Raw genomic sequence first — 24,425 nt, forward strand, 5'->3', positions numbered from 1 at the left:
CGTGAGCCCGGTCGTTCGCCGGCCGAGTGGATGCCTGCTGACAGGAGAGCCGACATGTTCGATCGCTTCCGCCGTTCCGCCGCCACGCTGGACACCGAGGCGCTGAAGAACCAGATGGCCGAGGTCGGCGCGGCGCTCTCGGACGCATCGGTGCATGGTGCCAAGGCCGCCGCCGAGCTGGCCCACCAGGCGTCGAGCGTCGCGAAGGAGGCGACGCATCGCGCTGCGCCGCACGCCAAGGACGCCACCGTCAAGGCCAAGGACGCCGCCGCGCAGGCGGCCGAGTGGGCCACCCCACGCGCCAAGGACGCCGCGAGCCAGGCCGTGGAGTGGGCGACCCCCCGCGTCGAAGCGGCCGTCGAGTGGGCCACGCCGCGCGCCAAGGACGCCACCGAGAAGGCCAAGGTCGCGGCCGACCAGGCCAAGGAGTGGGCCGGCCCGCACGTCGAGGCCGCCGTGGAGTGGGCCACCCCACGGATCGAGAAGGTCGTGCACGACGCCGTGGAGAAGTCCGCCCCCACGGTCGAGAAGGCCGCCGGCACCGCGATGCCGTACGTCGACGTCGCCTTCGACAAGCTCGTGGACGAGGTGCTGCCCAAGGTCGGCGAGATCGTCGAGACCGCCGCAGCCGCCGCGGTCGAGCAGGCCGACAAGGCGCACGAGATCGCGATGGCGAAGCTCGCCGAGATCGCGCACGTCGAGCCGCCGGCGCCGCCGAAGTCCCACCGCTTCGCGAAGGTGTTCTGGACCCTGACCGGCATCGCCGTGGTCATCGCCGCGATCGCCGCCTGGCGCCGCACCACGCCGACCACCGACCCGTGGGCCGAGCAGCCCTGGGAGCCCGCCGAGCCGGCCGACCGGATCAAGCAGCGCACGGAGGACCTCGCCACCGACGTCCGCCACGATCTCGAGGACGCTGCCGAGGCGGTCGGTGAAGCCGCCGGCGAGACCGTGGCGCTGACCCGTTCCGCCACCGAGAAGGCCAAGGAGGCCGCCCGCGAGGCGAGCGAGCGAGCCAAGGGAGCGACCGAGAAGGCGACCGAGAAGGCCAAGGAGGCTGCGGCGAAGGCCAAGGAAGCCACCGAGAAGGTGGCGGACAAGGCCCAGGCCAAGGCCAAGGACGCCGCCGACCACGGTGAGAACGCGGCCGACAAGGCCTGAGACACCGACGAAGGCCCCGGCACCTCTGAGGGTGCCGGGGCCTTCGTCGTTCACGTCAGCTGCCCGGATCGCGGCAGACGCGGGCCGCGTGTCGGGATCGGGTGGAGCCAAGGGGACTCGAACCCCTAACCCCCTGCTTGCAAAGCAGGTGCGCTACCAATTGCGCCATGGCCCCTGGGGACAGCGTGAGCGGTCCCGCTCGCGGTCCTGGTCAGTCGACGCCGTCCGTGACCTCGGCCCACAGGTCTCGCTCGTCGTGGTCCTCGGCGTAGGTACGCCAGGCGAGGTAGAGAGCGGCGAGCGCGAGCGTGGCGAAGATCAGCTTCTTCACGGGGGCGTCCTCCAGGGACGAGGGAGTGGGCCTAAGAGGACTTGAACCTCTGACCTCTTCCTTATCAGGGAAGCGCTCTAACCGTCTGAGCTATAGGCCCGTGCGCCGGATGAGACTACCCCAGCCGACGGGATGCTCCCAACTCCGTTGCGCCAGGGCGTCACGTCAGGAGCTGCGACCTTGCGGGTGATCAGTCGTCCGTCATGGTGACGTGCAGCCCACCGACCAGCGACGCCACGATGTTGTACAGGAACGCCATGATCGTGCTGAGCGCGGTGAGCAGGATCACGTCGACCACCGCGATCATCGTCGCGAGCGAGACCACCCGGTCGAACGAGGCGTAGTCCAGGACCAGCGTGTAGTCGGACTGACCGGACAGGGTCTTGATCATGTCGTTGACGCGGACGAACACCTCCATCTCGTTGAGGGTGTTCCACACGACGACGGCGGCGATGACCATCATGATGCCGATCGCCACGGACAGCAGGAACGACAGCTTCATGACCGACCACGGGTCGACCCGTGAGATCGACAGGCGCACCCGGCGCGGTCCGCCGTCGTCTCCGGCCGGCGGCGTCGGGGGCTCCGACTTGTCCGAGGTCGGCCGGGCGACCGCGTCCTTGGCCGATCCGGCGACCTTCTTGAGACGGTCGCCGAACGAGGTGCCGGAGGACGGGGCCTCAGCGACGGGCGCGACCGGCGCACCGGCGGCCGGCTTGACCGGCGCACTGGTCTGCGTGGGCGCTGAGACCCGGCCGACCGACCCCGACGGGCGTTCCGGCGCGGGGCCGGTGGGACGCTTCGGGGCGATCGACGGTGGCTTCTCGGTGCTCATGCCTCGTCCTCCGTCGTGGGCTCCAGGGCCTCCACGGTACCGGCATCGGCAAGTTCGCCCTCATCGGACGCCTGCGCATCGCCGTTCTCCACTGCATCCTCACCGAGGCTCCGCTCGATGTTCCGAGCGACGCCGAGGATCCGGTCGCCGGCATCCGGCTTGGCCAGGATGACACCGGTCGCGTCGCGGCCGTGCACCGGGATCTCCTCCACCGCCGACCGGACCACCTTGCCGCGCTCCATCACGACGAGGACCTCGTCCGTCGCACCCACCATGAGCGCGCCGACCAGGGACCCGCGGTCGTCGGGCAGGCGTGCGGCGCGCACCCCGAGACCGCCGCGGTTCGTGCGGCGGTAGTCGAGGTTGCCGTCCGGGTTGACCCGGTGCATGTCGGACCGCTTGGCCGTGCCGCCGTCGGTGACCGTGACCAGGAACGACTCGGGCCGCACCACGTCCATGGCCAGCAGCTCGTCGTCCTCCCGGAACCGCATGCCGGTCACGCCGGACGTCGCCCGACCCATCGGGCGCAGCTGGTCGGCCGAGGCGAGGAAGCGCACGGCCTGACCCTTCCGGGAGACCAGCAGGAGCTCGGAGTCCTCGTCGGTCAGCACCGCGGAGACCAGCTCGTCCGGCGTGCCGTCCTCGTCCTCGCGCAGGTTGATCGCGATCAGGCCGCCACTGCGGTTCGAGTCGTACTCGGAGAGCTTGGTCTTCTTGACCAGGCCGCGCCGGGTCGCGAGGACCAGGTACTCCGCCTGGTCGTAGTCGCGAAGGTCGATCACCGTGGCGATCTCCTCGCCGGGCTGGAAGGCGAGCAGGTTCGCGACGTGCTGGCCCTTGGAGTCGCGGCCACCCTCGGGCAGCTCGTACCCCTTCGCGCGGTACACACGGCCGAAGTTCGTGAAGAACAGCAGCCAGTGGTGGGTCGTCGTGACGCCGAAGTGCTGCACCACGTCGTCGGCGCGCAGCTGGGCCCCGCGAACGCCCTTGCCGCCGCGCTTCTGCACCCGGTACTGGTCGGACCGGGTGCGCTTGGCGTACCCGCCACGGGTGATCGTGACCACGACCTCCTCCTCGGCGATGAGGTCCTCGATGGATACCTCACCGTCGAACGGCAGGATCTCGGTGCGGCGGTCGTCGCCGTACTTGTCGACGATCTCGGCGAGCTCGGTGCCGACGATCTCGCGCTGGCGCGCGGGGCTGGCCAGGATCGCCTGGTAGTCCGCGATCTTGGCCATCAGGCCGTCGTACTCGTCGGTGATCTTCTGGCGCTCCAGTGCCGCGAGCCGGCGCAGCTGGAGGTTGAGGATCGCGGTGGCCTGGAGCTCGTCGACCTCGAGCAGCTCCATCAGGCCGGTCCGGGCCTCCTCGACGTCCGGCGAGCGCCGGATCAGCGCGATGACCTCGTCGAGCGCCTCGAGAGCCTTCAGGTAGCCGCGCAGGATGTGGGCCTGCTCCTCGGCCCGGCGCAGCCGGTAGCTCGTCCGCCGCACGATGACGTCGATCTGGTGGGCGGTCCAGTGCCGGACGAACGCGTCCAGGCTCAGGGTCCGCGGCACACCGTCGACGAGCGCGAGCATGTTGGCACCGAACGTGTCCTGCAGCTGGGTGTGCTTGTACAGGTTGTTCAGCACGACCTTCGCGACCGCGTCGCGCTTGAGCACGATGACCAGGCGCTGACCGGTCCGGCCCGAGGTCTCGTCGCGGATGTCCGCGATGCCCGGGACCCGGCCGTCCTTGACCAGGTCCGCGATCTTCGCGGCCAGGTTGTCCGGGTTCACCTGGTACGGGAGCTCGGTGACCACCAGGCACTGGCGGTTCTGGATCTCCTCGACCGTGACGACCGCGCGCATCGTGATCGACCCGCGGCCGGTGCGGTACGCCTCCTCGATCCCGCGCCGCCCGAGGATCGTCGCCGCGGTCGGGAAGTCCGGCCCGTGGATCCGCTGGATGAGGGCCTCGAGCAGCTCCTCCCTCGACGCCTCGGGGTGGTCGAGGTGCCACTGCACACCGGCGGCCACCTCACGCAGGTTGTGCGGCGGGATGTTCGTGGCCATGCCGACCGCGATGCCGGCGCTCCCGTTGACCAGGAGGTTCGGGAACCGCGCGGGCAGCACCGTGGGCTCCTGCGTGCGGCCGTCGTAGTTGTCCCGGAAGTCGACGGTCTCCTCGTCGATGTCCCGGACCATCTCCATGGCCAGCGGCGCCATCTTGCACTCGGTGTACCGCGGCGCGGCGGCCGGGTCGTTGCCGGGCGAGCCGAAGTTGCCCTGCCCCGACACCAGCGGGTACCGCATCGACCAGTCCTGCACGAGGCGGACCAGGGCGTCGTAGATCGCCGTGTCACCGTGCGGGTGGTACTTGCCCATCACGTCGCCGACCACGCGGCTGCACTTCGAGAACTGCCGGTCCGGCCGGTAGCCGCCGTCGTACATCGCATACAGCACGCGCTGGTGCACAGGCTTCAGGCCGTCGCGCACGTCCGGCAGCGCGCGGCCGACGATGACGCTCATCGCGTAGTCCAGGTAGGACCGCTGCATCTCGAGCTGCAGGTCCACCGAGGTCACACGCTCGGTGAGCACCTCGCTGATCTCCTCCGGCTGGGTGCCGTCGGGGGTGTCCGTCACAGGGTTCCTCGTCTCTCGGTCTCGTCAGGTCTCGGTGACGTGGTCGCGGCGAGCGCCGCGGCGCACGCTCAGATGTCCAAGAACCTCACGTCCTTCGCGTTGCGCTGGATGAACGAGCGCCGGGACTCGACGTCCTCGCCCATGAGGACGGCGAAGGTCTCGTCGGCCGCCGCGGCGTCGTCGAGGGTGACCTGGATGAGCGTGCGCTGCTCCGGGTCCATGGTGGTGTCCCACAGCTCGGAGTAGTCCATCTCGCCGAGACCCTTGTAGCGCTGGATCCCGTTCTCCTTGGGGATCCGCTTGCCCTCCGCCTGGCCGGCAGTGAGGAACGCGTCGCGCTCGCGGTCGGAGTAGACGTAGTCGTGCGCCGAGTTGGACCACTTGATCCGGTACAGCGGGGGCTGGGCGAGATACACGTGGCCGTGCGTGATGAGGTCTGGCATGTACCGGAAAAGCAGCGTCAGCAGCAGCGTCGCGATGTGCTGACCGTCGACGTCGGCGTCGGCCATCAGGATGATCTTGTGGTACCGCAGCTTGACGAGGTCGAAGTCCTCGCCGATCCCGGTGCCGAACGCCGTGATCAGCGCCTGGACCTCGGCATTCGACAGCGCCTTGTCCAGACGCGCCCGCTCGACGTTCAGGATCTTGCCGCGGATCGGCAGGATCGCCTGGGTCCGCGGGTTGCGGCCGCGGACCGCCGAGCCACCCGCCGAGTCGCCCTCGACGATGAAGATCTCGCACTCCTCCGGCTGGTTGGACTGGCAGTCCTTGAGCTTGCCCGGCATGCCGCCGGACTCGAGCAGGCCCTTGCGCCGGGTCGCCTCACGCGCCTTGCGGGCGGCCATCCGGGCGGCCGCCGCCTGGATGGACTTGCGGATGACGTCCTTCGCCTCGCTCGGGTGCGAGTCGAGCCAGTCACCGAGCTGGTCACCGACGACCTTCTGCACGAACGTCTTGGCCTCGGTGTTGCCCAGCTTGGTCTTCGTCTGGCCCTCGAACTGCGGCTCGCCGAGCTTCACGCTGATCACGGCGGTCAGGCCCTCGCGGATGTCGTCGCCGGTGAGGTTGTCGTCCTTGTCCTTGAGGATGCCCTTGTCCCGCGCGTACCGGTTGACCAGCGAGGTCAGTGCGGCACGGAAGCCCTCCTCGTGCGTGCCGCCCTCCGTCGTGGAGATCGTGTTGGCGAACGTGTGCACGGACTCGGAGTAGGCCGAGGTCCACTGCATCGCGATCTCGACCGAGATGCGCCGCTCGGTGTCCTCCGCCTCGAAGTCGATCACTGCGGGGTGGACGACGTCGGCCTTCTTGGCCTGGTTGAGGTGGGTGACGTAGTCGACCAGGCCGCCGTCGTAGCGGTAGGTGACCGTCCGGGTGGCCGTCTCGGTGGCGTCCGAGGCGACCTCGTCCTCGGTCACGACGTGCTCGGGGCGCTCGTCGACCAGGATGATCGTCAGGCCCTTGTTCAGGAACGCGTACTGCTGGAACCTCGCGCGCAGCGTCTCGAAGTCGAACTCGACGGTCTCGAAGACGTCGTCGTTCGGCCAGAACGTCACCGTGGTGCCGGTGTGGTCCGTCGTCTCACCCTGCGCGAGCGCCGCCTGCGGGACTCCGTCGCGGTAGTCCTGCCGCCAGACACGGCCGCGGAGGTGGACCTCGACCTCGAGGCGGTGGGACAGCGCGTTGACGACCGAGACGCCGACGCCGTGCAGGCCGCCGGAGACCGCGTACCCGCCGCCACCGAACTTGCCGCCGGCGTGCAGGACGGTCAGCACGACCTCGACGGCCGGCCGGCCCTCGGACTCCACGATGTCGACCGGGATGCCGCGGCCGTTGTCGACCACCTGGACGCCACCGTCCGCGCGCAGCGTCACGACGATCGTGTCGCAGAAGCCGGCCAGGGCCTCGTCGACCGCGTTGTCCACGACCTCGTACACCAGGTGGTGCAGGCCGCGGGGCCCGGTGGAGCCGATGTACATGCCCGGCCGCTTGCGCACCGCCTCGAGTCCTTCGAGGACCGTGATGGCGGAGGCGTCGTAGCTCGAGGCGTCGGCGATGCTGGCGGACTTCTTCGGGGTCTCGACCACGGTCGAAGGAGCTCCTCACGACGGGCGGCCGAGGCGAGATCGCCTGCGGCCGCATGACCCGGACGTCGAAGCAGTGCGGCGCGCCGTTCGCGGAAGTTGCCCCCTGGAGCGCGGCCGACCTGTCTCATGAGACGTTCGGACGTACTCCCGGAGTCTACCCTCTGATGGCTCTGACAGCCGCCTCAGCGCGCCTTGTGGACGATTCCAGGCCTTTCCAGATGACCGGAGGTGGGCCGACGCGCCTGAGCGCGTCTGAAGGCGGTTCTCGGCGATCCAGCCCGGACCGTGCCACCGGCGTGCCGGCCCTACCGTGGGCGGGCCGCCGGTGCGGTCACCCGTAGGTGTCGCGCGGGCCCTGACCACGCACGCTGCGTCGGCCCTTCGTCCAGCGCGGCGCGGCCGGGCCCAGCACACGGACCTCCTGCACCACGTCCGGGCCGAGCTCGGTCGCAAGCCGGGTCATCAGCTCGGGGACCAGCAGCCCGAGGTTCGTGGCCCACGCGGTCGAGTCCGCCCGGACCGCGAGCACACCGTCGGTGAAGGCCTCCGGCTCGCAGTGGTCGGCGACCTGGTCCCCGACGACCTCCCGCCAACGGCCGATGACCCCGCCGACCGACAGGTCGGTGCTCCACCCGCGCTCGGCGGCGAGCCGGGTGAGGCTCTCACCCACCGGAACGGGGTCGCGCCCGTCCCGCGCCGGACCCGAGCGCTCCTCGGCCCGTGAACCCCGCGCGACACCCGGACTGCCCGGGTGCAGACCGCGCCGGCGAGCAGCGGCCTTCGCCCGGTTGAGCGCAGCCCGTCCCACGTCGCTGGCCGAGAGGCCGAGCTGCTCGGCCACCGGCGGCGTGATGCCGCCCTCGACGCGCGGATCGTCGGGACGCTCCTCGGCGGGGCGAGCACCGTCGTGCTCGCGCTCAGCGCTCACCGATCGTCCCGTCCACGACGTCCAGTCTGACGCCCTCGAGCTGCTCGGGGACATCCGCCGGGACCGCCGCGGTGACGATCACCTGCTCGGCACCAGCCACGAGCTCCGCGAGCCGACCACGCCGTCGGGTGTCGAGCTCGGCGAACACGTCGTCGAGGATCAGCACGGGTTCGCTGCCCTCGTCCCACCCGGCCAGCGCCAGTGACGTCGCCTCGGGCGAACCATGGGTGAGCAGTGACCACGACGCCAGCCTCAGTGCGAGGGCGAACGACCACGACTCGCCATGGCTCGCGTACCCCTTCGCCGGCAGCCCACCGAGGGTGAGCACCAGGTCGTCGCGGTGCGGGCCGACCAGGGTGACGCCCCGATCGATCTCCTTGTCGCGCACGCGTGCCATGGCCTCGCGGAGCTGGTCGGACAGCTCGGCGACCGAGCTGCCGAGGTGCGGCAACCCACCGGCCAGGTCGCCGGCGGCCTCCTCGCCGTCCTTCGCACCCTCGACGAGGGTCGATCGGTAGCCGAGGATCGCGTCCCCAGGGGCGTCGCTGACCTGGGCATACGCCGCCTGCACGTGCGGGGCGAGGGCCTCGACCAGCGCGACACGCATGACCAGGACCTCGGCACCGAGGTCGGCGAGCCTCGCGTCCCACACGTCGAGCGTGCGCAGGTCGGGCTGGGTCCGCGCCCGCCGCGCCGTCGCCGCGGACTTGAGCAGAGCGCCCCGTTGACGCAGCACGCGGTCGTGATCGGCAAGGACCCCGGCCATCCGCGGGGCCACCTGCACCGCGAGCTCGTCGAGGAACCGCCGACGGGTGTCCGGGTCGCCCTTCACCAGCGCCAGGTCCTCCGGTGCGAAGAGCACCGTCCGAAGGATGCCGAGCACGTCCCGCGGACGTCGCACGGGCGAGCGGTTGACCTGCGCGCGGTTCGCCTTGCCCGGGTTGAGCTCGAGCTCGACCAGGGTGCTCCGGTCGTCCCGCGCGGCACGCAGCCGGACGATCGCCCGTGGAGCACCCGCGCGCACGAGCGCGGTGTCGCTCGCCACCCGGTGGCTGGACAAGGTCGCGACGTAGCCGATCGCCTCGACCAGGTTCGTCTTGCCCTGCCCGTTGGGGCCGACGAGCGCCGTGACCCCGGGACCGAGCTCCAGGTCGGCCTGCGGCCAGGATCGGAAGTCGGTGACCGAGAGGGCGGTGACGTGCACGCGCGAACGACTCAGGCGTCGGACGCGGGCTGTACCGCGTGCCCGCCGAACTGGTGACGCAGGGCGGCGACCGCCTTCATCGCGGGCGACTCGCCCTGGCGCGAGGTGAAGCGCGCGAACAACGCCGCAGAGATCACCGGCACCGGGACGGCGTGGTCGATCGCCTCGTCGACGGTCCAGCGTCCCTCGCCGGAGTCCGCGACCACGTCGTCGATCGACGCGAGCGCGGGGTCGGCCTCGAGCGCGGCGACCAGGAGCTCGAGCAGCCACGACCGGATCACCGTGCCGTGGGTCCAGGCCTTGAGGGTCCCCGGTACATCCGTGACGAGATCGGCGGCCGTGAGGAGCTCGTAGCCCTCGGCGTAGGCCTGCATCACGCCGTACTCGATGCCGTTGTGGATCATCTTCGCGTAGTGACCGGCGCCCACCGGGCCCGCGTGGACGAACCCGCTCGCCCGGTCACCGGGAGGACGCAGCGCGTCGAACACCGGCATCGCACGCTCGATGTCCGCGGCGTCGCCGCCGGCCATCATCCCGTAGCCGTTCTCGAGGCCCCACACACCACCCGACACACCCACGTCGACGTAGTGGATCCCCTTCGCCGCAAGGGTTGCGGCGTGCTCGGCGTCGTCCCGGTAGTACGAGTTGCCGCCGTCGATCACGAGATCGCCCTCGGACATCAGGTCGGCGAGCGCAGCGACGGTCGACCGGGTCGGGGCGCCGCTCGGCACCATGACCCAGACCACTCGCTCGCCCGCCGGGAGTGCCTCGACCAACGCCGTGAGGTCCGACACGTCGCTGACGTCCGGGTTCCGGTCGTAGCCGATGACCTCCAGCCCCTGCTCACGCATCCGGGTGCGCATGTTCGCACCCATCTTCCCCAGACCGATCAGACCGACGTGCACCGTCGGACTCCCCTCAGCTCGCGAAACGGATCGGCACCAGGAGGTACCGATAGCTGCGGTCGTCGTCCGCGTCGAGCGAGGCCTGACCGGTGAACTCCACCGGCTTGTTCGGGTGGGTGAAGGCGAGCCGGACGAACGGGGTGCTCAGTGCACCGAGTCCGTCGAGCAGGTACTGAGGGTTGAAGGCCACCGTGATGTCTTCACCGGTCAGGGACGCCTCGAGCGCTTCCGACGCCTGTGCATCGTCTCCCTGTCCGGCGTCGAGCACCACCTGACCCTCGCTGAAGGCGAGCCGGATCGGAGTGTTGCGCTCGGCGACGAGGGCCACGCGCCGAGCGGCCTCGATCAGCCCCGCGGTCTCGACGACGGCGTGGATCGGGGTCTCGTCCGGGAAGAGTCGCCGCACCGGCGGGTAGTCCCCGTCCACGAGCAACGACGTGGCGTGCCGGCCACCGGCCTCGAAACCGATGATGTCCACACCGGCACCGGTCGACAGGCCCACCGTGACGTGCTCCGAGCTGCCGAGCGACCGTGCGGCGTCGGACAGCGTGCGAGCCCGGACCAGCGCGACGGACTCCATGCCGGGCGACGCCGGCGTCCAGGTCAACGTGCGCATCGCCAGGCGGTACCGGTCGGTCGCGAGCAGCGTGATCGTCTCGCCCTCGATCTCCATCCGGACGCCGGTCAGCGTGGGCAGTGTGTCGTCCTTGCTCGCGGCCACGGTCACCTGGCTGACCGCCTCGGTGAAGTCGTCGCCACGGACGATCCCGACCTCGGTGGGCATGGTCGGCAGTGCCGGGTAGTCCTCCACGGGCATGGTCAGCAGGGTGAACCGGCTCGCACCACAGGTGACCACGACGCGGGTGCCCTCGAGAGCGACGTCGACCGGCTTGGCCGGCATGGCCCGCGCGATCTCGGCGAGCAGTCGTCCCGACACCAGCACGGTGCCGCCCTCGGACACGTCGGCCGCGATCTCGGACCGCGCGGAGACCTCGTAGTCGAAGCTCGCGAGCTGGACGACACCCTGCGGGTCGGCGTCGATGCGAACGCCGGCCAGGACGGGTACCGGGGGTCGGGTGGGCAGCGATCGTGCGGTCCACGTGACGGCTTCGGCGAGCACATCGCGATCGACCCGGAACCTCATGTCATCCTCCGGCTGTCGGTTGTGCGCGGCAGGCTGACGGGCAGGGGTGCTCGCAACGCACAGAAGGTCTGCATGAACATTACGCGAGCCTCAGGACAGGCAGGCGGAGGCTGGCGGGTGGAAGCACACGCATCGGATCGGGCAATGAGGGTGCTCGGGATCCCCGAATGACAAGGATTCGTCGTCATCATCGGTCTTGTGAGTTCTGTGGACGAGGACCGGTCACGCAGGTCAGCGTGCGCGGCGCGGTGTGGATGCAGGTGTCGAGGAGTCGGGGGGCGGTTCGCCGGTCCGGTGGATCGTCGACTTCCTGTCGTTCGGTGTTCACGTCCCGTCCACGGTTCGTACCGCTGAGGTGCACAGCGCGCCCGGCGTTGTCCACGGTGATCCACAGAAATGTGCACAGGTGGGGATGGTGGGATGACAGGTCGATCGTCCTGACCTGCGACGACGGCACCGAACCGGTCGAGGCCGGGGAGCGAGGGGGTCGCGTGACCGAACGAGCCGGCTGCTCGAAGGTCAGTCCCGGGCCTGCTGCTTGATGCGCGCCGTGAGCTCGGTGACCTGGTTGTAGATCGACCGGCGCTCGGCCATCAGCTCGCGGATCTTGCGGTTCGCGTGCATCACGGTCGTGTGGTCGCGTCCACCGAACTGCTGCCCGATCTTCGGCAGGCTCATGTCGGTGAGCTCACGGCAGAGGTACATGGCGATCTGACGCGCGGTGACGAGCACCCGGGAGCGGGACTGCCCGCAGAGGTCGTCGATCGTCAGACCGAAGTAGCTGGCGGTCTGCGCGATGATCGCGGCCGCGGTGATCTCGGTGCCCTCGTCGGTGATGAGGTCCTTGAGCACGATCTCGGCCAGCGCCAGGTCGACCTGCTGACGGTTGAGGCTGGCGAAGGCGGTCACGCGGATCAGGGCGCCCTCGAGCTCGCGGATGTTGGTCGAGATCTTCGAGGCGATGTAGCTGAGCACGTCGTCCGGCGCGTGCAGGTTGGAGTTCGCGGCCTTCTTGCGCAGGATCGCGATCCGGGTCTCGAGGTCCGGCGGCTGGATGTCGGTGATCAGCCCCCACTCGAAGCGGGAGCGCATCCGGTCCTCGAACCCGTTCAGCTGCTTCGGCGCGACGTCGGACGTGATGACGACCTGCTTGTTCGCGTTGTGCAGCGTGTTGAACGTGTGGAAGAACTCCTCCATCGTCTGTTCCTTGCCCTGCAGGAACTGGATGTCGTCGACGAGCAGGACGTCCACCTCGCGGTAGCGGCGCTGGAACGCGCCGGCCTTGCCCTCACCGATCGAGTTGATGAAGTCGTTCGTGAACTCCTCGGAGTTGACGTAGCGCACCCGGACACCCGGGAACAGCGAGATCGCATAGTGCCCGATGGCGTGCAGCAGGTGCGTCTTGCCCAGACCCGAGTCCCCGTAGATGAACAGTGGGTTGTAGGCCTTCGCCGGCGCCTCGGCCACCGCGACGGCGGCTGCGTGCGCGAACCGGTTGGACGCCCCGATGACGAACGTGTCGAACACGTACTTCTCGTGCAGGCGGGATGGCGTCTCCGGTGCCTTGCCGGGTCCGTCGGAGGTTCGGCCGGTGGAGCGCTCCCCGTACGTGCGGGTGTCCGCCGGTGCTGCGGGCGTCGCGGGAGCCGGCGGGCGCGGTGGCTCGGCGATCGCGGCGCTCGACTCGGCCGGCCGCGCGGGCGGGGCGTCGTCGAGGGCCGGGTCGATCGTCACGGCGAAACGTGCGTCGGTCCCGAGCGCGGTCGCGAGGGCGCCGGTCAGCTCGGTGCGGACCCGCGTCTCGAGGTAGTCCTTCGTGAACGCGTTGCCGACGGCGAGGAGCAGCGTCCCGTCGAGCAGACCGAGCGGCTGTGCGAGCCGGACGAAGGCGATCTGCTGGTTCGTGGTCGCGGGATGGTCCGCGAGGAGGTCGACGGTGCGGTCCCAGAGGTCGGTGACCGGTTCATCGGGTGATGGCACCGAGGGCTCCTCGTCGTCCTGCTACTTGCTGTCCCGGGTCAGTCACTCGGGCACGTCCTGACCCGGCGAGTGTGGCAGGGTGACACGTCATCCACACAGTTGTCCACAGTCTGTGGGGGGTGATCAGGGCGTCGCAGTCCGGCACCAGCGGTACGGACCGTCGTGGGCCGTTCCCGTGGAGTCTCGCTGCCACACCCCGATTCCCAGCGTGTCGCGCCGGCCCCCGGATCGGGATGTGTGGATCATAGAGGGTTCGGCGCGGTCTCGGGGACCGGCGCCCGACGGGTGGCGCTTCGTTTGACCCTGGCTCACGACGCGCGTACCGTGACACAGCCGTTCGTGGCGGCTCCTGTTGCTGTGCCTACGCACCGGGGAGTCCCACGACATCCTGAGACTTCCGCCGCATCGGCGGTGACCTGAACGACTTGGAGCTAGCTGTGTCGAAGCGCACCTTCCAGCCGAACAACCGGCGTCGGTCCAAGACCCACGGCTTCCGCCTGCGCATGCGCACGCGGGCCGGCCGGGCCATCCTTGCCGCTCGCCGCCGCAAGGGCCGCGCGGAGCTGTCTGCCTGAGTGCTCCCGCCCGCGGTGCGGATGCGCTCGTCCGCTGACTTCGCGCAGACGATCCGCCGCGGTGCCCGGGCCGGACGTACGACACTGGTGGTGCACGGCCGGGTCTCCGAGCGGCCCGGGGTGCGGGTCGGGTTCGTGGTCTCGAAGGCCGTCGGCGGAGCCGTCGTCCGCAACGTGGTGCGACGGAGGTTGCGAGGACTGGTGATGGAGCAGCTCGACACGGTGCCGTCGGGGACCGACGTCGTCGTGCGCGCTCTGCCCGCCGCAGCCACCGCGGACTACGCGACGCTCGGTGCCGACCTGCGGTCCGCACTCTCCCAGTCCTTGCGCCGGGCAGGTGCCTCGTGAGCTCGCGCGTGCTCACGGTGCTGCGCCGCCTGCCGCGCCTGGCACTGATGGGCCTCGTGCGGTTCTACCAGCTGGTGATCTCCCCCTGGACGCCGCCGACCTGCCGGTTCTACCCGAGCTGCTCGAGCTACGCCGTGACGGCGTTGGAGCGTCACGGCGCTCTGCGTGGGTCCTGGCTCGCCGTGCGGCGGCTCGGCCGTTGCCACCCCTGGGCGGCGGGCGGCGTCGACGACGTCCCGCCGGTCGGCTACTGGCGTCACGACGACGCGCCCACCCCCATGCCTGATGCCCACCCCGGGCACGTCCACGCCCACCCCGGGCAGCACTGAGAGCAGGAGCTCGACTTCATGGACTGGTTCGACACGATCCTCTACCCGATCAAGGTCGTGGTCGCGTACATCATGTACGGGTTCCACTGGCTGTCGACCCAGCTCGGGCTCGATCCGGCGTCGGGCGCAGCGTGGGCGCTGTCGATCGTCGGCCTGGTGGTCATCATCCGGATCGCGCTGATCCCGCTGTTCGTCCGGCAGATCAAGGCTCAGCGCGGTCTGCAGCTGATCTCCCCCGAGCTCCAGGCGATCCAGAAGAAGTACAAGGGCAAGAGCGACCCGGCCTCACGTGAGGCGATGAGCCGGGAGACGATGGAGCTGTACCGGAAGCACGGTACGAACCCGTTCTCGTCCTGCTTGCCGATCCTGGCGCAGTCACCGATCTTCTTCGCGCTGTTCCGGGTGCTCTACCGGCTGCCGGACGTCGCGGCCGGCAACTATCCCTCGGCCGGCGCCGGCGGTTCGATCGGCCCGATCACTCCTGAGGTCGCGGCGCAGGCGACGAGCGCGACGATCTTCGGCGCACCGATCTCGTCGTCGTTCATGAACCCGGTCGGTGACCCGACGGCGACCAGGATCGTCACAGTGGTGCTGATCATCGCCATGTCGGTCACCACGTTCACGACGCAGCGCCAGCTGACGCAGAAGAACATGCCTGCCTCGGCGATGCAGGGCCCGATGGCGCAGCAGCAGAAGATGCTGCTGTACCTGCTGCCCTTGATCTTTGCGATCTCCGGCGTCAACTTCCCGATCGGTGTGCTGATCTACTGGACCACGACGAACCTGTGGACGATGGGCCAGCAGTTCTACGTGATCCGGCGCAACCCGACGCCGGGTTCCGAGGCCGAGCGAGCGCTCAAGGAGCGCCGAGCGCGCAAGGCGGCGGAGAAGGGCATCGTTCTCGAGGAGGATCGCCCGGCGATCGAAGAGGCTCCGCGCGGGCAGCGGCAGCAGCCGAAGCGCAAGGACCGGCAGAAGGGCCCACGGCCGCAAGCATCCGGGCAGGGTGGGCAGACGCCGTCCGACGACGAATCATCCCATGTATCGGGCTCGGCGGACGGGCAGAAGCCTGCCGGGCCGAAGGGCAACCAGGCTCGTAGGCCGAAGGCGGGCGGGGCGACGGCGGCCGGGGCGACGGGCGCTGCGCGCTCAACCTCGGGGTCGAAGCGGCCCGCGCAGGGCTCGGGTGCCGGGCAGTCAGCTGCCAAGACGGGCAGCAAGGCGGGGTCGGGCACGGCCAAGGCGGCCGAGGCAGGTTCGGGTCAGTCGGGTGCGGCGAAGCCGGCAACGGCCTCGGGCAGTGGCTCGACCCAGGCGCGCAAGCCTCGGGCGAAGCGCCCAGCGCAGGGCGCGGCGGCCTCGGGTGACGCCGGTACGGCTGCGAAGCGTGCCCCGCGCAAGCCGGCTGCGTCGCAGCAGAAGCCCGTCGACGAGACCACCACGCCGGACGAGACCGGCACCGACGCGTGAGCGTCGACGATCACTCTGGAGACCTGATGAGCGACGAGACGACCGAGAGCTCGATGACGCGAAAGCTCGAGGAGGAGGGCGAGATCGCCGCCGACTACCTCGAGGAGCTGCTGGACATCGCTGATGTCGACGGCGACATCGACATCGATGTGGACCACGGTCGCGCCTCCGTGGCGATCGTGGCCGAGGGCTCGGAGGAGCGCGCGCTCCGCCGGCTGGTGGGTGCTGAGGGTGAGGTGCTGGATGCTCTCCAGGAGCTCACCCGGCTGGCCGTGCAGACGAAGACCGGCGAACGGTCGCGTCTGATGCTCGACATCGCGGGCTATCGCGCGAGCCGGCGGGCCGAGCTCGCCGAGGTCGCGCGGACGGCGATCGCATCGGTCCGCTCGAACGGGCAGCCGGTCGCCCTCGACCCGATGAACCCGTTCGAGCGGAAGGTCGTGCACGACGTCGTGGCGGAGGCCGGCCTGGTGAGTGACAGCGAGGGTGTGGAGCCCACGCGCTACGTGGTGGTCCGCCCGTCCTGACGGGTAGCGCGATGGCGGACGCGGACGACGCCTCGGCAGACGGGATCGACCCGCTCGCGGATGACCCACGCGTGCAGGAGGCGCTGGGCGACGCCTATCCGCTCCTGCGGCGGTTCGCTGAGCTGCTTGCGGACGAAGGAGTGCGTCGTGGGCTGATCGGCCCTCGTGAGGTGCCTCGGCTCTGGGAGCGGCACCTGCTGAACTGTGCGGCGGCCGCGTCGCTGGTGCCGCCGGGTCGGCTCGTCGACGTGGGCTCCGGAGCCGGACTCCCAGGTGTCGTACTGGCAGCGCTGAGGCCGGACGTCGAGGTCGTTCTGCTCGAGCCGATGGAGCGGCGGACTCGTTGGCTCACGGAGGTTGTCGACGACCTGGGTCTCGGGGTGGAGGTGCTCCGGGGACGTGCCGAGGAGCAGCAGGGGCGGCTCTATGCGGATGCGGTGACAGCCCGCGCTGTGGCACCACTGGAGCGACTGGCCGGCTGGACACTCCCCTTGCTGAGGCGCGGCGGCGAGCTGCTGGCTCTCAAGGGTGAGCGTGCCTCCGACGAGCTCGCCGAGGCGCGAGGGGCGATCGCTCGGCTGGGTGGCGGTCCCGGCGATGTCGTGACGGCACGGCTCGTCCCCGGGGTGGCGGAGACCTGGGTCGTGCGGATCGAACGCGTCGCGGAGGCGGTGCCCGAGCTTCCGGCGCCGGGGAAGCGGACGCCATCGTCTCGGACGACCAGGTCCGGGCAGCAGGGCGGCGAGACTCCTCGTCACGGCGGTCGCCGTGGACCGGGTGGCGGCCGGTCGGCCCGCGGCGGGCGTGCGGGTGGCCGACGTTCCACGTGAAACAGAGCCGGTGGGGTGTGGCGACCACGTCGACGCTCTGCCTGTTTCACGTGAAACGTGGATGAGCCCGGGCGGCTCCCCCGTGTCGTTCCCCGGGGCGGTCGGAGGTGCGATCCCATGCCTGTGCGGTGGAGCGCTGCGGGACGGCGTGGTGACCCCGCGATGGGAGCCCCGGCATCCGGCATCCGGCATCCGGCATCCGGCATCCGGCATCCGGCATCCGGCATCCTGGGACCTGGCACCCGGCACCTGACTCGGAGCTCCGGGCGTCCGCCCGCGCCGTCCGGCACTCGCGGTGTGGTTGACGAGCCGGGGTGGTGATCCGGAGTGGCTCCGCGATGTTCCACGTGAAACCGCCAAGGGCGTCGTCGCCAGGTGCGGCGAGGTTGAGGGCCTTGCTGTCCGGCTACCATCCCGGCGACCGTCATGAGGCCGGACTCGGAGTGACACGGACCGCGGAGGGTTCCCCTCGCTGACGGTATCGGGGTGCGCAGGGGGCGGGATGAGCCACCGGGGCTGGCAGCTCTGCTCGGCCCAACTCTCGGTGACGTCGGGAGTTTTGGCTCGCGGATCCGGTGATCGCGTCCTCCGTCCACCAGTGGCGAGAACCCGTGGCGTGACACCGAGGCACGCGCGGTGCGCCTTGTGGTGCCGCCGATCGGCGCGCTCACACGCGCCACTGCGTGGAATCAGCCCGGCGAACGTGGCACCAGCCGTGGTCAGCGGGTCTCGGGCCTGGGGTGTCGAAGAGTGGACCCCGGCCGCCGTGGTGTCCGCACCGGCAAGCACAGCACGGCCCTGTCAGCGCCGAGCGGCGCAGTGCGGCAAGTGTTGCCAGGAGGAGGGCGACGCCCGTCAGGTTCGACACTCGTGAACTTCTCCCGCGACACGTTCCCCGTGTGTGCCCTCCCGAGGATTGCGGGATCCGTCGCGGCTCGCGGACGTCGAGCCGTACACCGACGTGACGGGCCTGGTCCACAGAGGCGTTGGGCGGCGTATCGGGGGTGGCGGGTACCCGTGCGGAGGCGCGGCCAACGCGAGAGCGGTGCAGGGCCGCGACTCGGGGGTGCAGGGTCTGGAGTCGCGGGTGGAGCGCCGCGAGCCGGGGGCGCAGGTTCGCGGCCCGGGAGTGCAGGGCGCGGGCCGGGAGTGCAGGGCGCGGGACAGGAGAAGAGAGGCGGTTCAGCGCGCGGGAGCCGAGGTGCACTGCCGCGACCTCCGGGGCGTGAGGCCGCGCGCCGGGGATGCAGGTGCGCGGATCCGAGGGTGCCGGGCGCGGGGGTGGAGGTCTGGCCACGCGTGCGAGCCACTAGCCACGCGACCCTCGGACCGGGTCGCGCGCCGGCGGACGCTCGGATCGCGCGGGTCTGGCATGTGGCTCACGTCACTGGATCTCGGCGCCTCGTGGGCGAGTAGGAGGTAAGGCGGCAGCAGGATCGCGGGGTCGGCCGGGGGCCGGCCAGGGATGCGGCCGCGGATCGGCGTCCCATGGCTGGCGTCCGCTCCTGACGGCCTGCCCCTCAGGCCAAAGCCGGCACGCAGTCGTGTATCCGGAGCACACGATGAGCTCCGCCCGGACGGTGGCCGAATGACGCTCCCGCGAACCTCGGTCGACCAGCCGCGGTTGGTTCCACGTGAAACAGACCACCCGGAGTGGGCATTGAAGCGCGCCGGTCCTGCAACATCACCAGGGTTACCCCCAGCAGTTTCCACAGGTTGTCGAGTGCACCCGCGGGGCCGACAGACCTCCGATTCCCGCACAAAAGGGACAGTCGGCGGAGCCGGCAGGTCGCGGGCGGTCAGTCAGTCATCCACAGGGAGGCCCGTCCGTGACCGACCCGAGACAACGAACCGAGCGGACGTCCGAGAGCGCCACCCTCGCGCGCACCTGGCAGGATAGGGCGGACGTCAGAGGAGGTGTCGTGGTCGATCAGACCGACGATGTTCCACGTGGAACATGGGGCCCAGGCGACGACGCACGCCGTGAGGCGCTGATGGACAGCATCCCGGACGTCGACGAGAGCACGCCGCTCGCCGCAGAGCTCGCCGCCGACACTCGCCGCCGTATCGAGCTCGCCGGTCGGAGGTTCCCGCGACCCGAACGCACGCGGGTCATCACCATCGCCAACCAGAAGGGTGGCGTGGGCAAGACGAGCACCGCGGTGAACCTCGCAGCCGCACTCGCGCAGGGCGGTCTCCGGGTGCTCGTGATCGACAACGACCCGCAAGGGAACGCCTCCACGGCGCTCGGCATCGAGCATCACAGCGGGACCCCGTCCGTGTACGAGGTCCTCGTCGAGGACGAGGACCTCGCCAGTGTCGTGCAGGCGGCTCCCCGTGTGCCGCGGCTGTGGTGCGCACCCGCCACGATCGACCTGTCGGGCGCCGAGATCGAGCTCGTCTCACTCGTCGCCCGGGAGAACCGACTGCGCAATGCCGTCGACGCGTACCTCGCGCACCACCGCGCCACGGAGCAGGACGGGCTCGACTACGTCATCATCGACTGCCCGCCGAGCCTCGGCCTGCTGACCGTGAACGCCTTCGTCGCTGCCCGCGAGGTGCTCATCCCGATCCAGTGCGAGTACTACGCATTGGAGGGCCTGAGCCAGCTGCTGCGCAACGTGCAGCTCATCAAGAGCCACCTGAACCCGGCGCTGCACGTCTCGACGATCCTGCTCACCATGTACGACGCGCGCACCAACCTCGCGCACCAGGTGGCCGAAGAGGTCCGCGAGCACTTCGCCGACCAGACCTTGCGGACCACGATCCCGCGGTCGGTCCGCATCAGCGAGGCTCCGAGCTATGCGCAGACCGTGATGACGTACGACCCGGGGTCGAGCGGTGCGCTGTCCTACCTCGCAGCGGCCCGCGAGATCGCTGAGCGTGGCGTGGGACATCCCGACGTGCACAACTCCGGGGCCGGACCGGCCACGGGCGAGGAGGACTGATGGCCGAGAAGCGTCGAGGGCTCGGACGTGGCCTGGGTGCTCTCATCCCGAGCGCTCCGAGCGGAGAGCGTCCCGTCGACGTGTTCTTCCCCGGCGTCCCGCAGGGCCTCGCTGACGAGCCGGGGACGAGCGAGTCGGTGACTGTGGGCGAGGGCGCCGGCGGCTCCGACGGAGCACCGCAGACCACGACGGCTGTGGGCGGCGGTGCGCCGGGAGAGCTGGAGCTTCTCCCGGTCCCGGGTGCGCACTTCGCGGAGATCCCGCTCTCCGCGGTGACGCCGAACCCGCGCCAGCCGCGCTCGGTGTTCGACGAAGATGCGCTCGACGAGCTCTCGCGCTCGATCCGCGAGATCGGTGTGCTCCAGCCGATCGTGGTGCGCCAGACGTCCGGCGGGGACACGCCGCAGTTCGAGCTCATCATGGGCGAGCGCCGCTGGCGCGCGAGCCAAGCAGCGGGCCTGGACACCATCCCTGCGATCGTGCGCGAGACCGAGGACGAGCACCTGCTCCGGGACGCGCTGCTGGAGAACCTGCACCGGAGCCAGCTCAACCCGCTCGAGGAGGCGGCCGCCTATCAGCAGCTCCTCGACGACTTCTCGTGCACGCACGAAGAGCTCGCGGACCGGATCCACCGCTCCCGGCCGCAGATCTCGAACACGCTTCGTCTGCTCAAGCTCCCACCGTTGGTGCAGCGCCGGGTCGCCGCCGGTGTGCTCTCAGCCGGTCACGCTCGTGCCCTGCTCGGCCTGCCGGACGCGGCTGCGATGGAGCGCCTGGCCCAGCGGATCGTGGCAGAAGGACTGTCGGTGCGGGCCACGGAGGAGATCGTCGCGCTCGGTGGCGACGAGGACGCACCGAAGCCCGCGGCGCGGCGGCCTCGTGCCGGAGGACGCAACGCCGCCCTGGACGACCTCGCCACACGGCTGTCGGACCGCTGGGACACGCGCGTCAAGGTCGCACTCGGACGCACCAAGGGGCGTCTGACGATCGAGTTCGCCTCGGTGCAGGACCTCAACCGGATCCTCGACATGGTCTCGCCCGACGACCGCGGCCTCTTCGACGAGTAGCGCCGAGGTCGCGTGTCGGCCAGGGGGCGACACAGCGTGACCCCGGCGCAGAACCAGGTCTGGAACTGGTAGCAAGCCTGACGGCGTCGTGTCGCCGGTCAGCTGACCTCTGGTCCCGGGGTGTCGACCGCGTCCTCCGGGTGCTTGCCCTCGACGCCGAAGAGCTTCACCAGCTCGGCCTCCTCGCTGACCACCGTGCCGAGCCGGCGAACACCCTCGCGGATCCGCTCGGGGGTCGGGTAGCAGTAGGAGAGCCGCATGTACTCCGAACCCTGACCGTCGGCGTAGAAGGCCGTGCCCGCCACGTAGGCGACGAGGGCGTGGACAGCACGCGGCAGCATGGCCCGGGCATCGAGGCCGTAGGGCAGCTTCACCCAGGTGTAGAAGCCGCCTTCCGGCACGGTCCAGGTCGCCTCCGGCATGAACTCCTCGAGAGCGTTCAACGTCGCGTCGCGCCGCTCGCGGTAGACCTCACGGAATGCCTTGATCTGGCCCTGCCAGTCGTGCTTGGCGAGGTACATCGAGATCGCCATCTGGGACGCGTTCGAGGGGCAGAGGATGGCCGACTCGCTCGCGAGCACGAGCTTCTCCCGGATGCCGGGAGGCGCGACGGCCCAGCCCACCCGGTAGCCCGGCGCGAACGTCTTGGAGAACGAACCCAGGTAGATGACGCCCTCGTCGTCCATCGAGCGCATCGCGGGCAGGGGCTCTCCGTCGAACCCGAGCAGGCCGTACGGGTTGTCCTCGACCACCAGCACGCCGTGCCGGCGGGCGATCTCGAGGATCAGCGGGCGTCGCTCGAGTGAGAGCGTGACGCCCGCCGGGTTGTGGAAGTTCGGGACCGTGTAGAGCAGCTTCACGCGGCGTCCGGCCGAACGGAGCAGGGTCAGGGTCTCCTCGAGGGCCTCGGGGATCAACCCGTGATCGTCGATGGCCGAGTGGTACACGTCGGCCTGGTACGAGCGGAAGACGCCCAGAGCACCGACATACGAGGGCGCCTCCGCGACGACGACGTCGCCGGCGTCGACAAACATCCTAGTCACAAGATCGAGCCCTTGTTGCGAGCCGGTCGTCACCACGACGTCGTCGGGGTGGGCCGTGATGCCCTCGAGCCGCATGATGTCCAGGATCTGCTCGCGGAGCGTCTCGTCGCCCTGACCCGATCCGTACTGCAGCGCCCGGGTTCCGTGCCGCAGCACGAGCTCGTGCGCGGTCTCGGCGAGCGCCTGGAGCGGGAGGCCCTCGAGGTACGGCATGCCGCCGGCGAGCGAGACCACCTCGGGGCGGTTCGCCACGGCGAACAGCGCTCGGATCTCCGAGGCGCGCATGCCGTGCGTGCGCTGGGCGTAGGAGTCGATCCAGGGGTCCATCGGCCGCACACCAGGGGCGGCGGCGCTGCGGGTGGCAGGCGTCACCTGCCCTGTCTGGGATGTGCGGTCAGGAACCATGTGGCGCAGTGTCTCACGGGACGCGCCGTCGGACCGAAGGCCACCGACGACACAGTGGCCCGGTCTGGCGACACGTTGCCCCCCGCGCCGACGACACGGTGGCCCCGCGCCCATGACCCGGTGGCCCCGCGCCCATGACCCGGTGCCCCGCGCTGACGCTCAGCGACCTGACGAGGGCCGGCGGGTGCAGCAGGGCAGGTACGACGAAGCCGGACCGACTCTGCGTCGGCCCGGCTTCGTGGAGGTGTCAGGAGGGTGACCGCTCAGCTGAGGACGGCCTCGATCTCCGCGGTCAGGGCCGGCTTCGGGCGGGCGCCGATCACCTGCTTGACCAGCTCACCACCCTTGTAGATGTTCAGGGTCGGGATGGCGGTGATCCCGTACGAGGCAGTGACCTGCGGGTTCTCGTCCGAGTTCAGCTTCGCGATCTTGATGCGGCCGGCGTAGGTCTCGGACAGCTCCTCGAGGATGGGCGCCACGGCACGGCACGGGCCGCACCACGGTGCCCAGAAGTCCACCAGGACGGGGACGTCGGCGTCGAGGACCTCCGACTTGAAGGTCGCATCGGTGACGGGGAACGTGCTCACAGGGTCTCCTCGATCTTCTGGGGAAGGGTCTGGGGCGCGGGCGCCTCGGCGGCGCCGAGCTGCTCGGCGAGCCAGTGCTGTGCGTCCAGCGCGGCGGCGCAGCCGGAACCGGCTGCCGTGATGGCCTGACGGTAGGTGTGGTCGACGAGGTCGCCGCAGGCGAACACGCCCTCGACGTTCGTGGCGGTACCGCGGCGCCCCGCGCCGCCGGCCAGGACGTAGCCGGCGTCGTCCAGGTCGACCTGGCCGACCAGGAGCTCGTTGCGCGGGATGTGGCCGATCGCGACGAACACGCCCGTCACGTCGAGGTCGCGCTCGTCACCGGTCACGGTGTCGCGCAGGCGGACCCCGGCGACCTTGTCCTGGCCGTGGATGCCGACGATCGTGCTGTTCCAGGCGAACTCGATCTTCGGGTCGGACAGTGCCCGGTCCGCCATGATCTTCGAGGCCCGGAGCTCGTCGCGGCGATGCACCAGCGTCACCTTGTTCGCGAACCGGGTGAGGAAGGTCGCCTCCTCGATGGCCGAGTCGCCGCCGCCGACCACGACGATGTCCTGGCCGCGGAAGAAGAACCCGTCACACGTCGCGCACCACGAGACACCGTGGCCGGAGAGACGCTTCTCGTCGTCCAGGCCGAGCTCGCGGTACGCGGAGCCGGTCGCGAGGATCACGGCGCGCGCCGTGTAGGTGGTACCTCCGCCGGTGACCACGGTCTTGACCGGCCCGACGAGGTCGACCTCGACCGCGTCGTCGTACACCACCTCGGCGCCGAACCGCTCGGCCTGCTTCTGCATGGTCTCCATGAGCTCGGGGCCCATGACGCCCTCGACGAACCCGGGGAAGTTCTCGACCTCCGTGGTGTTCATCAGGGCGCCGCCCGCGGTGACCGCGCCGGCCAGCACGACGGGCGCCAGGCCCGCCCGCGCCGCGTAGATGGCTGCGGTGTACCCCGCCGGCCCCGATCCGATGATGACGACGTCGCGTGCGTCCACCGTTCCTGCTTCCTGCTCGAGATGGGCTGTCTGCAAGGCCCCAACAGATCCTAGGGCGGTTCTGTTCCACGGCCGGTCTTCGCAGCGCCCGACCGCCCGGATGGC

At 70.3% G+C, this 24,425-nt stretch carries 21 protein-coding genes and 2 tRNA genes; 9 read left to right on the top strand and 14 right to left on the bottom strand.

The features are described 5' to 3' along the window. Positions 1–54: 54 nt before the first annotated feature. Entirely contained in the window at positions 55–1,161 is a 1,107-nt protein-coding gene (locus tag OEB99_RS00775; RefSeq protein ID WP_263507696.1) for a hypothetical protein, read from the top strand. Between the two features lie 102 nt (positions 1,162–1,263). Here OEB99_RS00775 and OEB99_RS00780 read toward each other — a convergent pair. The 11 genes from OEB99_RS00780 to dnaA all read right to left on the bottom strand — a co-directional run bounded on the left by OEB99_RS00780 (position 1,264) and on the right by dnaA (position 13,199). Then, positions 1,264–1,336, bottom strand: a tRNA-Ala gene (locus tag OEB99_RS00780). Between the two features lie 36 nt (positions 1,337–1,372). After that, positions 1,373–1,492 carry a DLW-39 family protein gene (locus OEB99_RS00785; protein WP_263507697.1) on the bottom strand — a complete coding sequence of 40 codons (120 nt, stop codon included), beginning with the start codon at positions 1,490–1,492 and terminating at the stop codon, positions 1,373–1,375. Between the two features lie 26 nt (positions 1,493–1,518). Further along, positions 1,519–1,592 (bottom strand) — tRNA-Ile (locus OEB99_RS00790). Between the two features lie 90 nt (positions 1,593–1,682). Next, complete coding sequence (locus tag OEB99_RS00795) at positions 1,683–2,327, bottom strand: DUF3566 domain-containing protein (protein ID WP_263507699.1); 645 nt, start codon at positions 2,325–2,327, stop codon at positions 1,683–1,685. Next, positions 2,324–4,954: a DNA gyrase subunit A gene (gene gyrA / locus OEB99_RS00800; protein WP_411910641.1), complete on the bottom strand. Its 2,631-nt coding sequence runs from the start codon at positions 4,952–4,954 to the stop codon at positions 2,324–2,326. The genes OEB99_RS00795 and gyrA overlap by 4 nt, the downstream gene beginning before the upstream one ends. A gap of 68 nt (positions 4,955–5,022) precedes the next feature. Next, complete coding sequence (gyrB, locus tag OEB99_RS00805) at positions 5,023–7,038, bottom strand: DNA topoisomerase (ATP-hydrolyzing) subunit B (protein WP_263507700.1); 2,016 nt, start codon at positions 7,036–7,038, stop codon at positions 5,023–5,025. Positions 7,039–7,369: 331 nt separating this feature from the next. Further along, positions 7,370–7,966 carry a DciA family protein gene (locus OEB99_RS00810; RefSeq protein ID WP_263507702.1) on the bottom strand — a complete coding sequence of 199 codons (597 nt, stop codon included), beginning with the start codon at positions 7,964–7,966 and terminating at the stop codon, positions 7,370–7,372. Then, positions 7,956–9,170 (bottom strand): DNA replication/repair protein RecF, encoded by a 1,215-nt coding sequence (recF, locus tag OEB99_RS00815; RefSeq protein ID WP_263507703.1) that lies wholly within the window; start codon positions 9,168–9,170, stop codon positions 7,956–7,958. Before recF ends, OEB99_RS00810 begins: the two co-directional genes overlap by 11 nt. Before the next feature lie 11 nt (positions 9,171–9,181). Next, a complete protein-coding gene (gene gnd / locus OEB99_RS00820; RefSeq protein ID WP_263507704.1) occupies positions 9,182–10,075 on the bottom strand; it encodes a phosphogluconate dehydrogenase (NAD(+)-dependent, decarboxylating) in 894 nt (297 codons plus the stop codon). Between the two features lie 13 nt (positions 10,076–10,088). After that, the gene (gene dnaN / locus OEB99_RS00825) at positions 10,089–11,219 is read right to left on the bottom strand and encodes a DNA polymerase III subunit beta (protein ID WP_263507705.1); all 1,131 of its coding nucleotides are present in this window, start codon (positions 11,217–11,219) and stop codon (positions 10,089–10,091) included. Positions 11,220–11,738: 519 nt separating this feature from the next. Next, positions 11,739–13,199, bottom strand: a complete 1,461-nt coding sequence (gene dnaA / locus OEB99_RS00830; protein WP_263507706.1) for a chromosomal replication initiator protein DnaA — start codon at positions 13,197–13,199, stop codon at positions 11,739–11,741. Between the two features lie 437 nt (positions 13,200–13,636). Between dnaA and rpmH the strand changes: the two genes are divergently transcribed. From rpmH to OEB99_RS00870, 8 genes are all read left to right on the top strand, one after another. Then, positions 13,637–13,774, top strand: a complete 138-nt coding sequence (gene rpmH, locus OEB99_RS00835; protein WP_263507708.1) for a 50S ribosomal protein L34 — start codon at positions 13,637–13,639, stop codon at positions 13,772–13,774. Beyond that, positions 13,775–14,122, top strand: a complete 348-nt coding sequence (rnpA, locus tag OEB99_RS00840) for a ribonuclease P protein component (RefSeq protein ID WP_263507709.1) — start codon at positions 13,775–13,777, stop codon at positions 14,120–14,122. Between the two features lie 47 nt (positions 14,123–14,169). Beyond that, on the top strand, positions 14,170–14,451 hold the full coding sequence (gene yidD / locus OEB99_RS00845; RefSeq protein ID WP_263508266.1) for a membrane protein insertion efficiency factor YidD: 282 nt from the start codon (positions 14,170–14,172) through the stop codon (positions 14,449–14,451). A gap of 18 nt (positions 14,452–14,469) precedes the next feature. Next, a complete protein-coding gene (gene yidC / locus OEB99_RS00850) occupies positions 14,470–15,921 on the top strand; it encodes a membrane protein insertase YidC (RefSeq protein WP_318011380.1) in 1,452 nt (483 codons plus the stop codon). Positions 15,922–15,947: 26 nt separating this feature from the next. Beyond that, positions 15,948–16,448: a Jag family protein gene (locus OEB99_RS00855; protein WP_263507710.1), complete on the top strand. Its 501-nt coding sequence runs from the start codon at positions 15,948–15,950 to the stop codon at positions 16,446–16,448. An 11-nt stretch (positions 16,449–16,459) separates the two neighbouring features. After that, positions 16,460–17,278 (top strand): 16S rRNA (guanine(527)-N(7))-methyltransferase RsmG, encoded by an 819-nt coding sequence (rsmG, locus tag OEB99_RS00860; protein ID WP_263507711.1) that lies wholly within the window; start codon positions 16,460–16,462, stop codon positions 17,276–17,278. A gap of 1,994 nt (positions 17,279–19,272) precedes the next feature. Continuing rightward, positions 19,273–20,226 carry a ParA family protein gene (locus tag OEB99_RS00865; protein ID WP_263507712.1) on the top strand — a complete coding sequence of 318 codons (954 nt, stop codon included), beginning with the start codon at positions 19,273–19,275 and terminating at the stop codon, positions 20,224–20,226. Then, positions 20,226–21,293 (top strand): ParB/RepB/Spo0J family partition protein, encoded by a 1,068-nt coding sequence (locus OEB99_RS00870; protein WP_263507713.1) that lies wholly within the window; start codon positions 20,226–20,228, stop codon positions 21,291–21,293. Before OEB99_RS00865 ends, OEB99_RS00870 begins: the two co-directional genes overlap by 1 nt. Positions 21,294–21,391: 98 nt before the next feature. On the opposite strand, the gene OEB99_RS00875 is transcribed toward OEB99_RS00870, so the two are convergent. The 3 genes from OEB99_RS00875 to trxB all read right to left on the bottom strand — a co-directional run bounded on the left by OEB99_RS00875 (position 21,392) and on the right by trxB (position 24,320). After that, on the bottom strand, positions 21,392–22,663 hold the full coding sequence (locus OEB99_RS00875; protein ID WP_263507714.1) for an aminotransferase-like domain-containing protein: 1,272 nt from the start codon (positions 22,661–22,663) through the stop codon (positions 21,392–21,394). Between the two features lie 341 nt (positions 22,664–23,004). Continuing rightward, on the bottom strand, positions 23,005–23,328 hold the full coding sequence (trxA, locus tag OEB99_RS00880) for a thioredoxin (RefSeq protein WP_263507715.1): 324 nt from the start codon (positions 23,326–23,328) through the stop codon (positions 23,005–23,007). After that, positions 23,325–24,320: a thioredoxin-disulfide reductase gene (trxB, locus tag OEB99_RS00885; protein WP_263507716.1), complete on the bottom strand. Its 996-nt coding sequence runs from the start codon at positions 24,318–24,320 to the stop codon at positions 23,325–23,327. The genes trxA and trxB overlap by 4 nt, the downstream gene beginning before the upstream one ends. Positions 24,321–24,425: the final 105 nt, after the last annotated feature.

Origin of the sequence: Actinotalea endophytica, from assembly GCF_025717005.1 — a bacterium.
In the GTDB taxonomy this organism is placed as follows: Bacteria; Actinomycetota; Actinomycetes; order Actinomycetales; family Cellulomonadaceae; genus Actinotalea.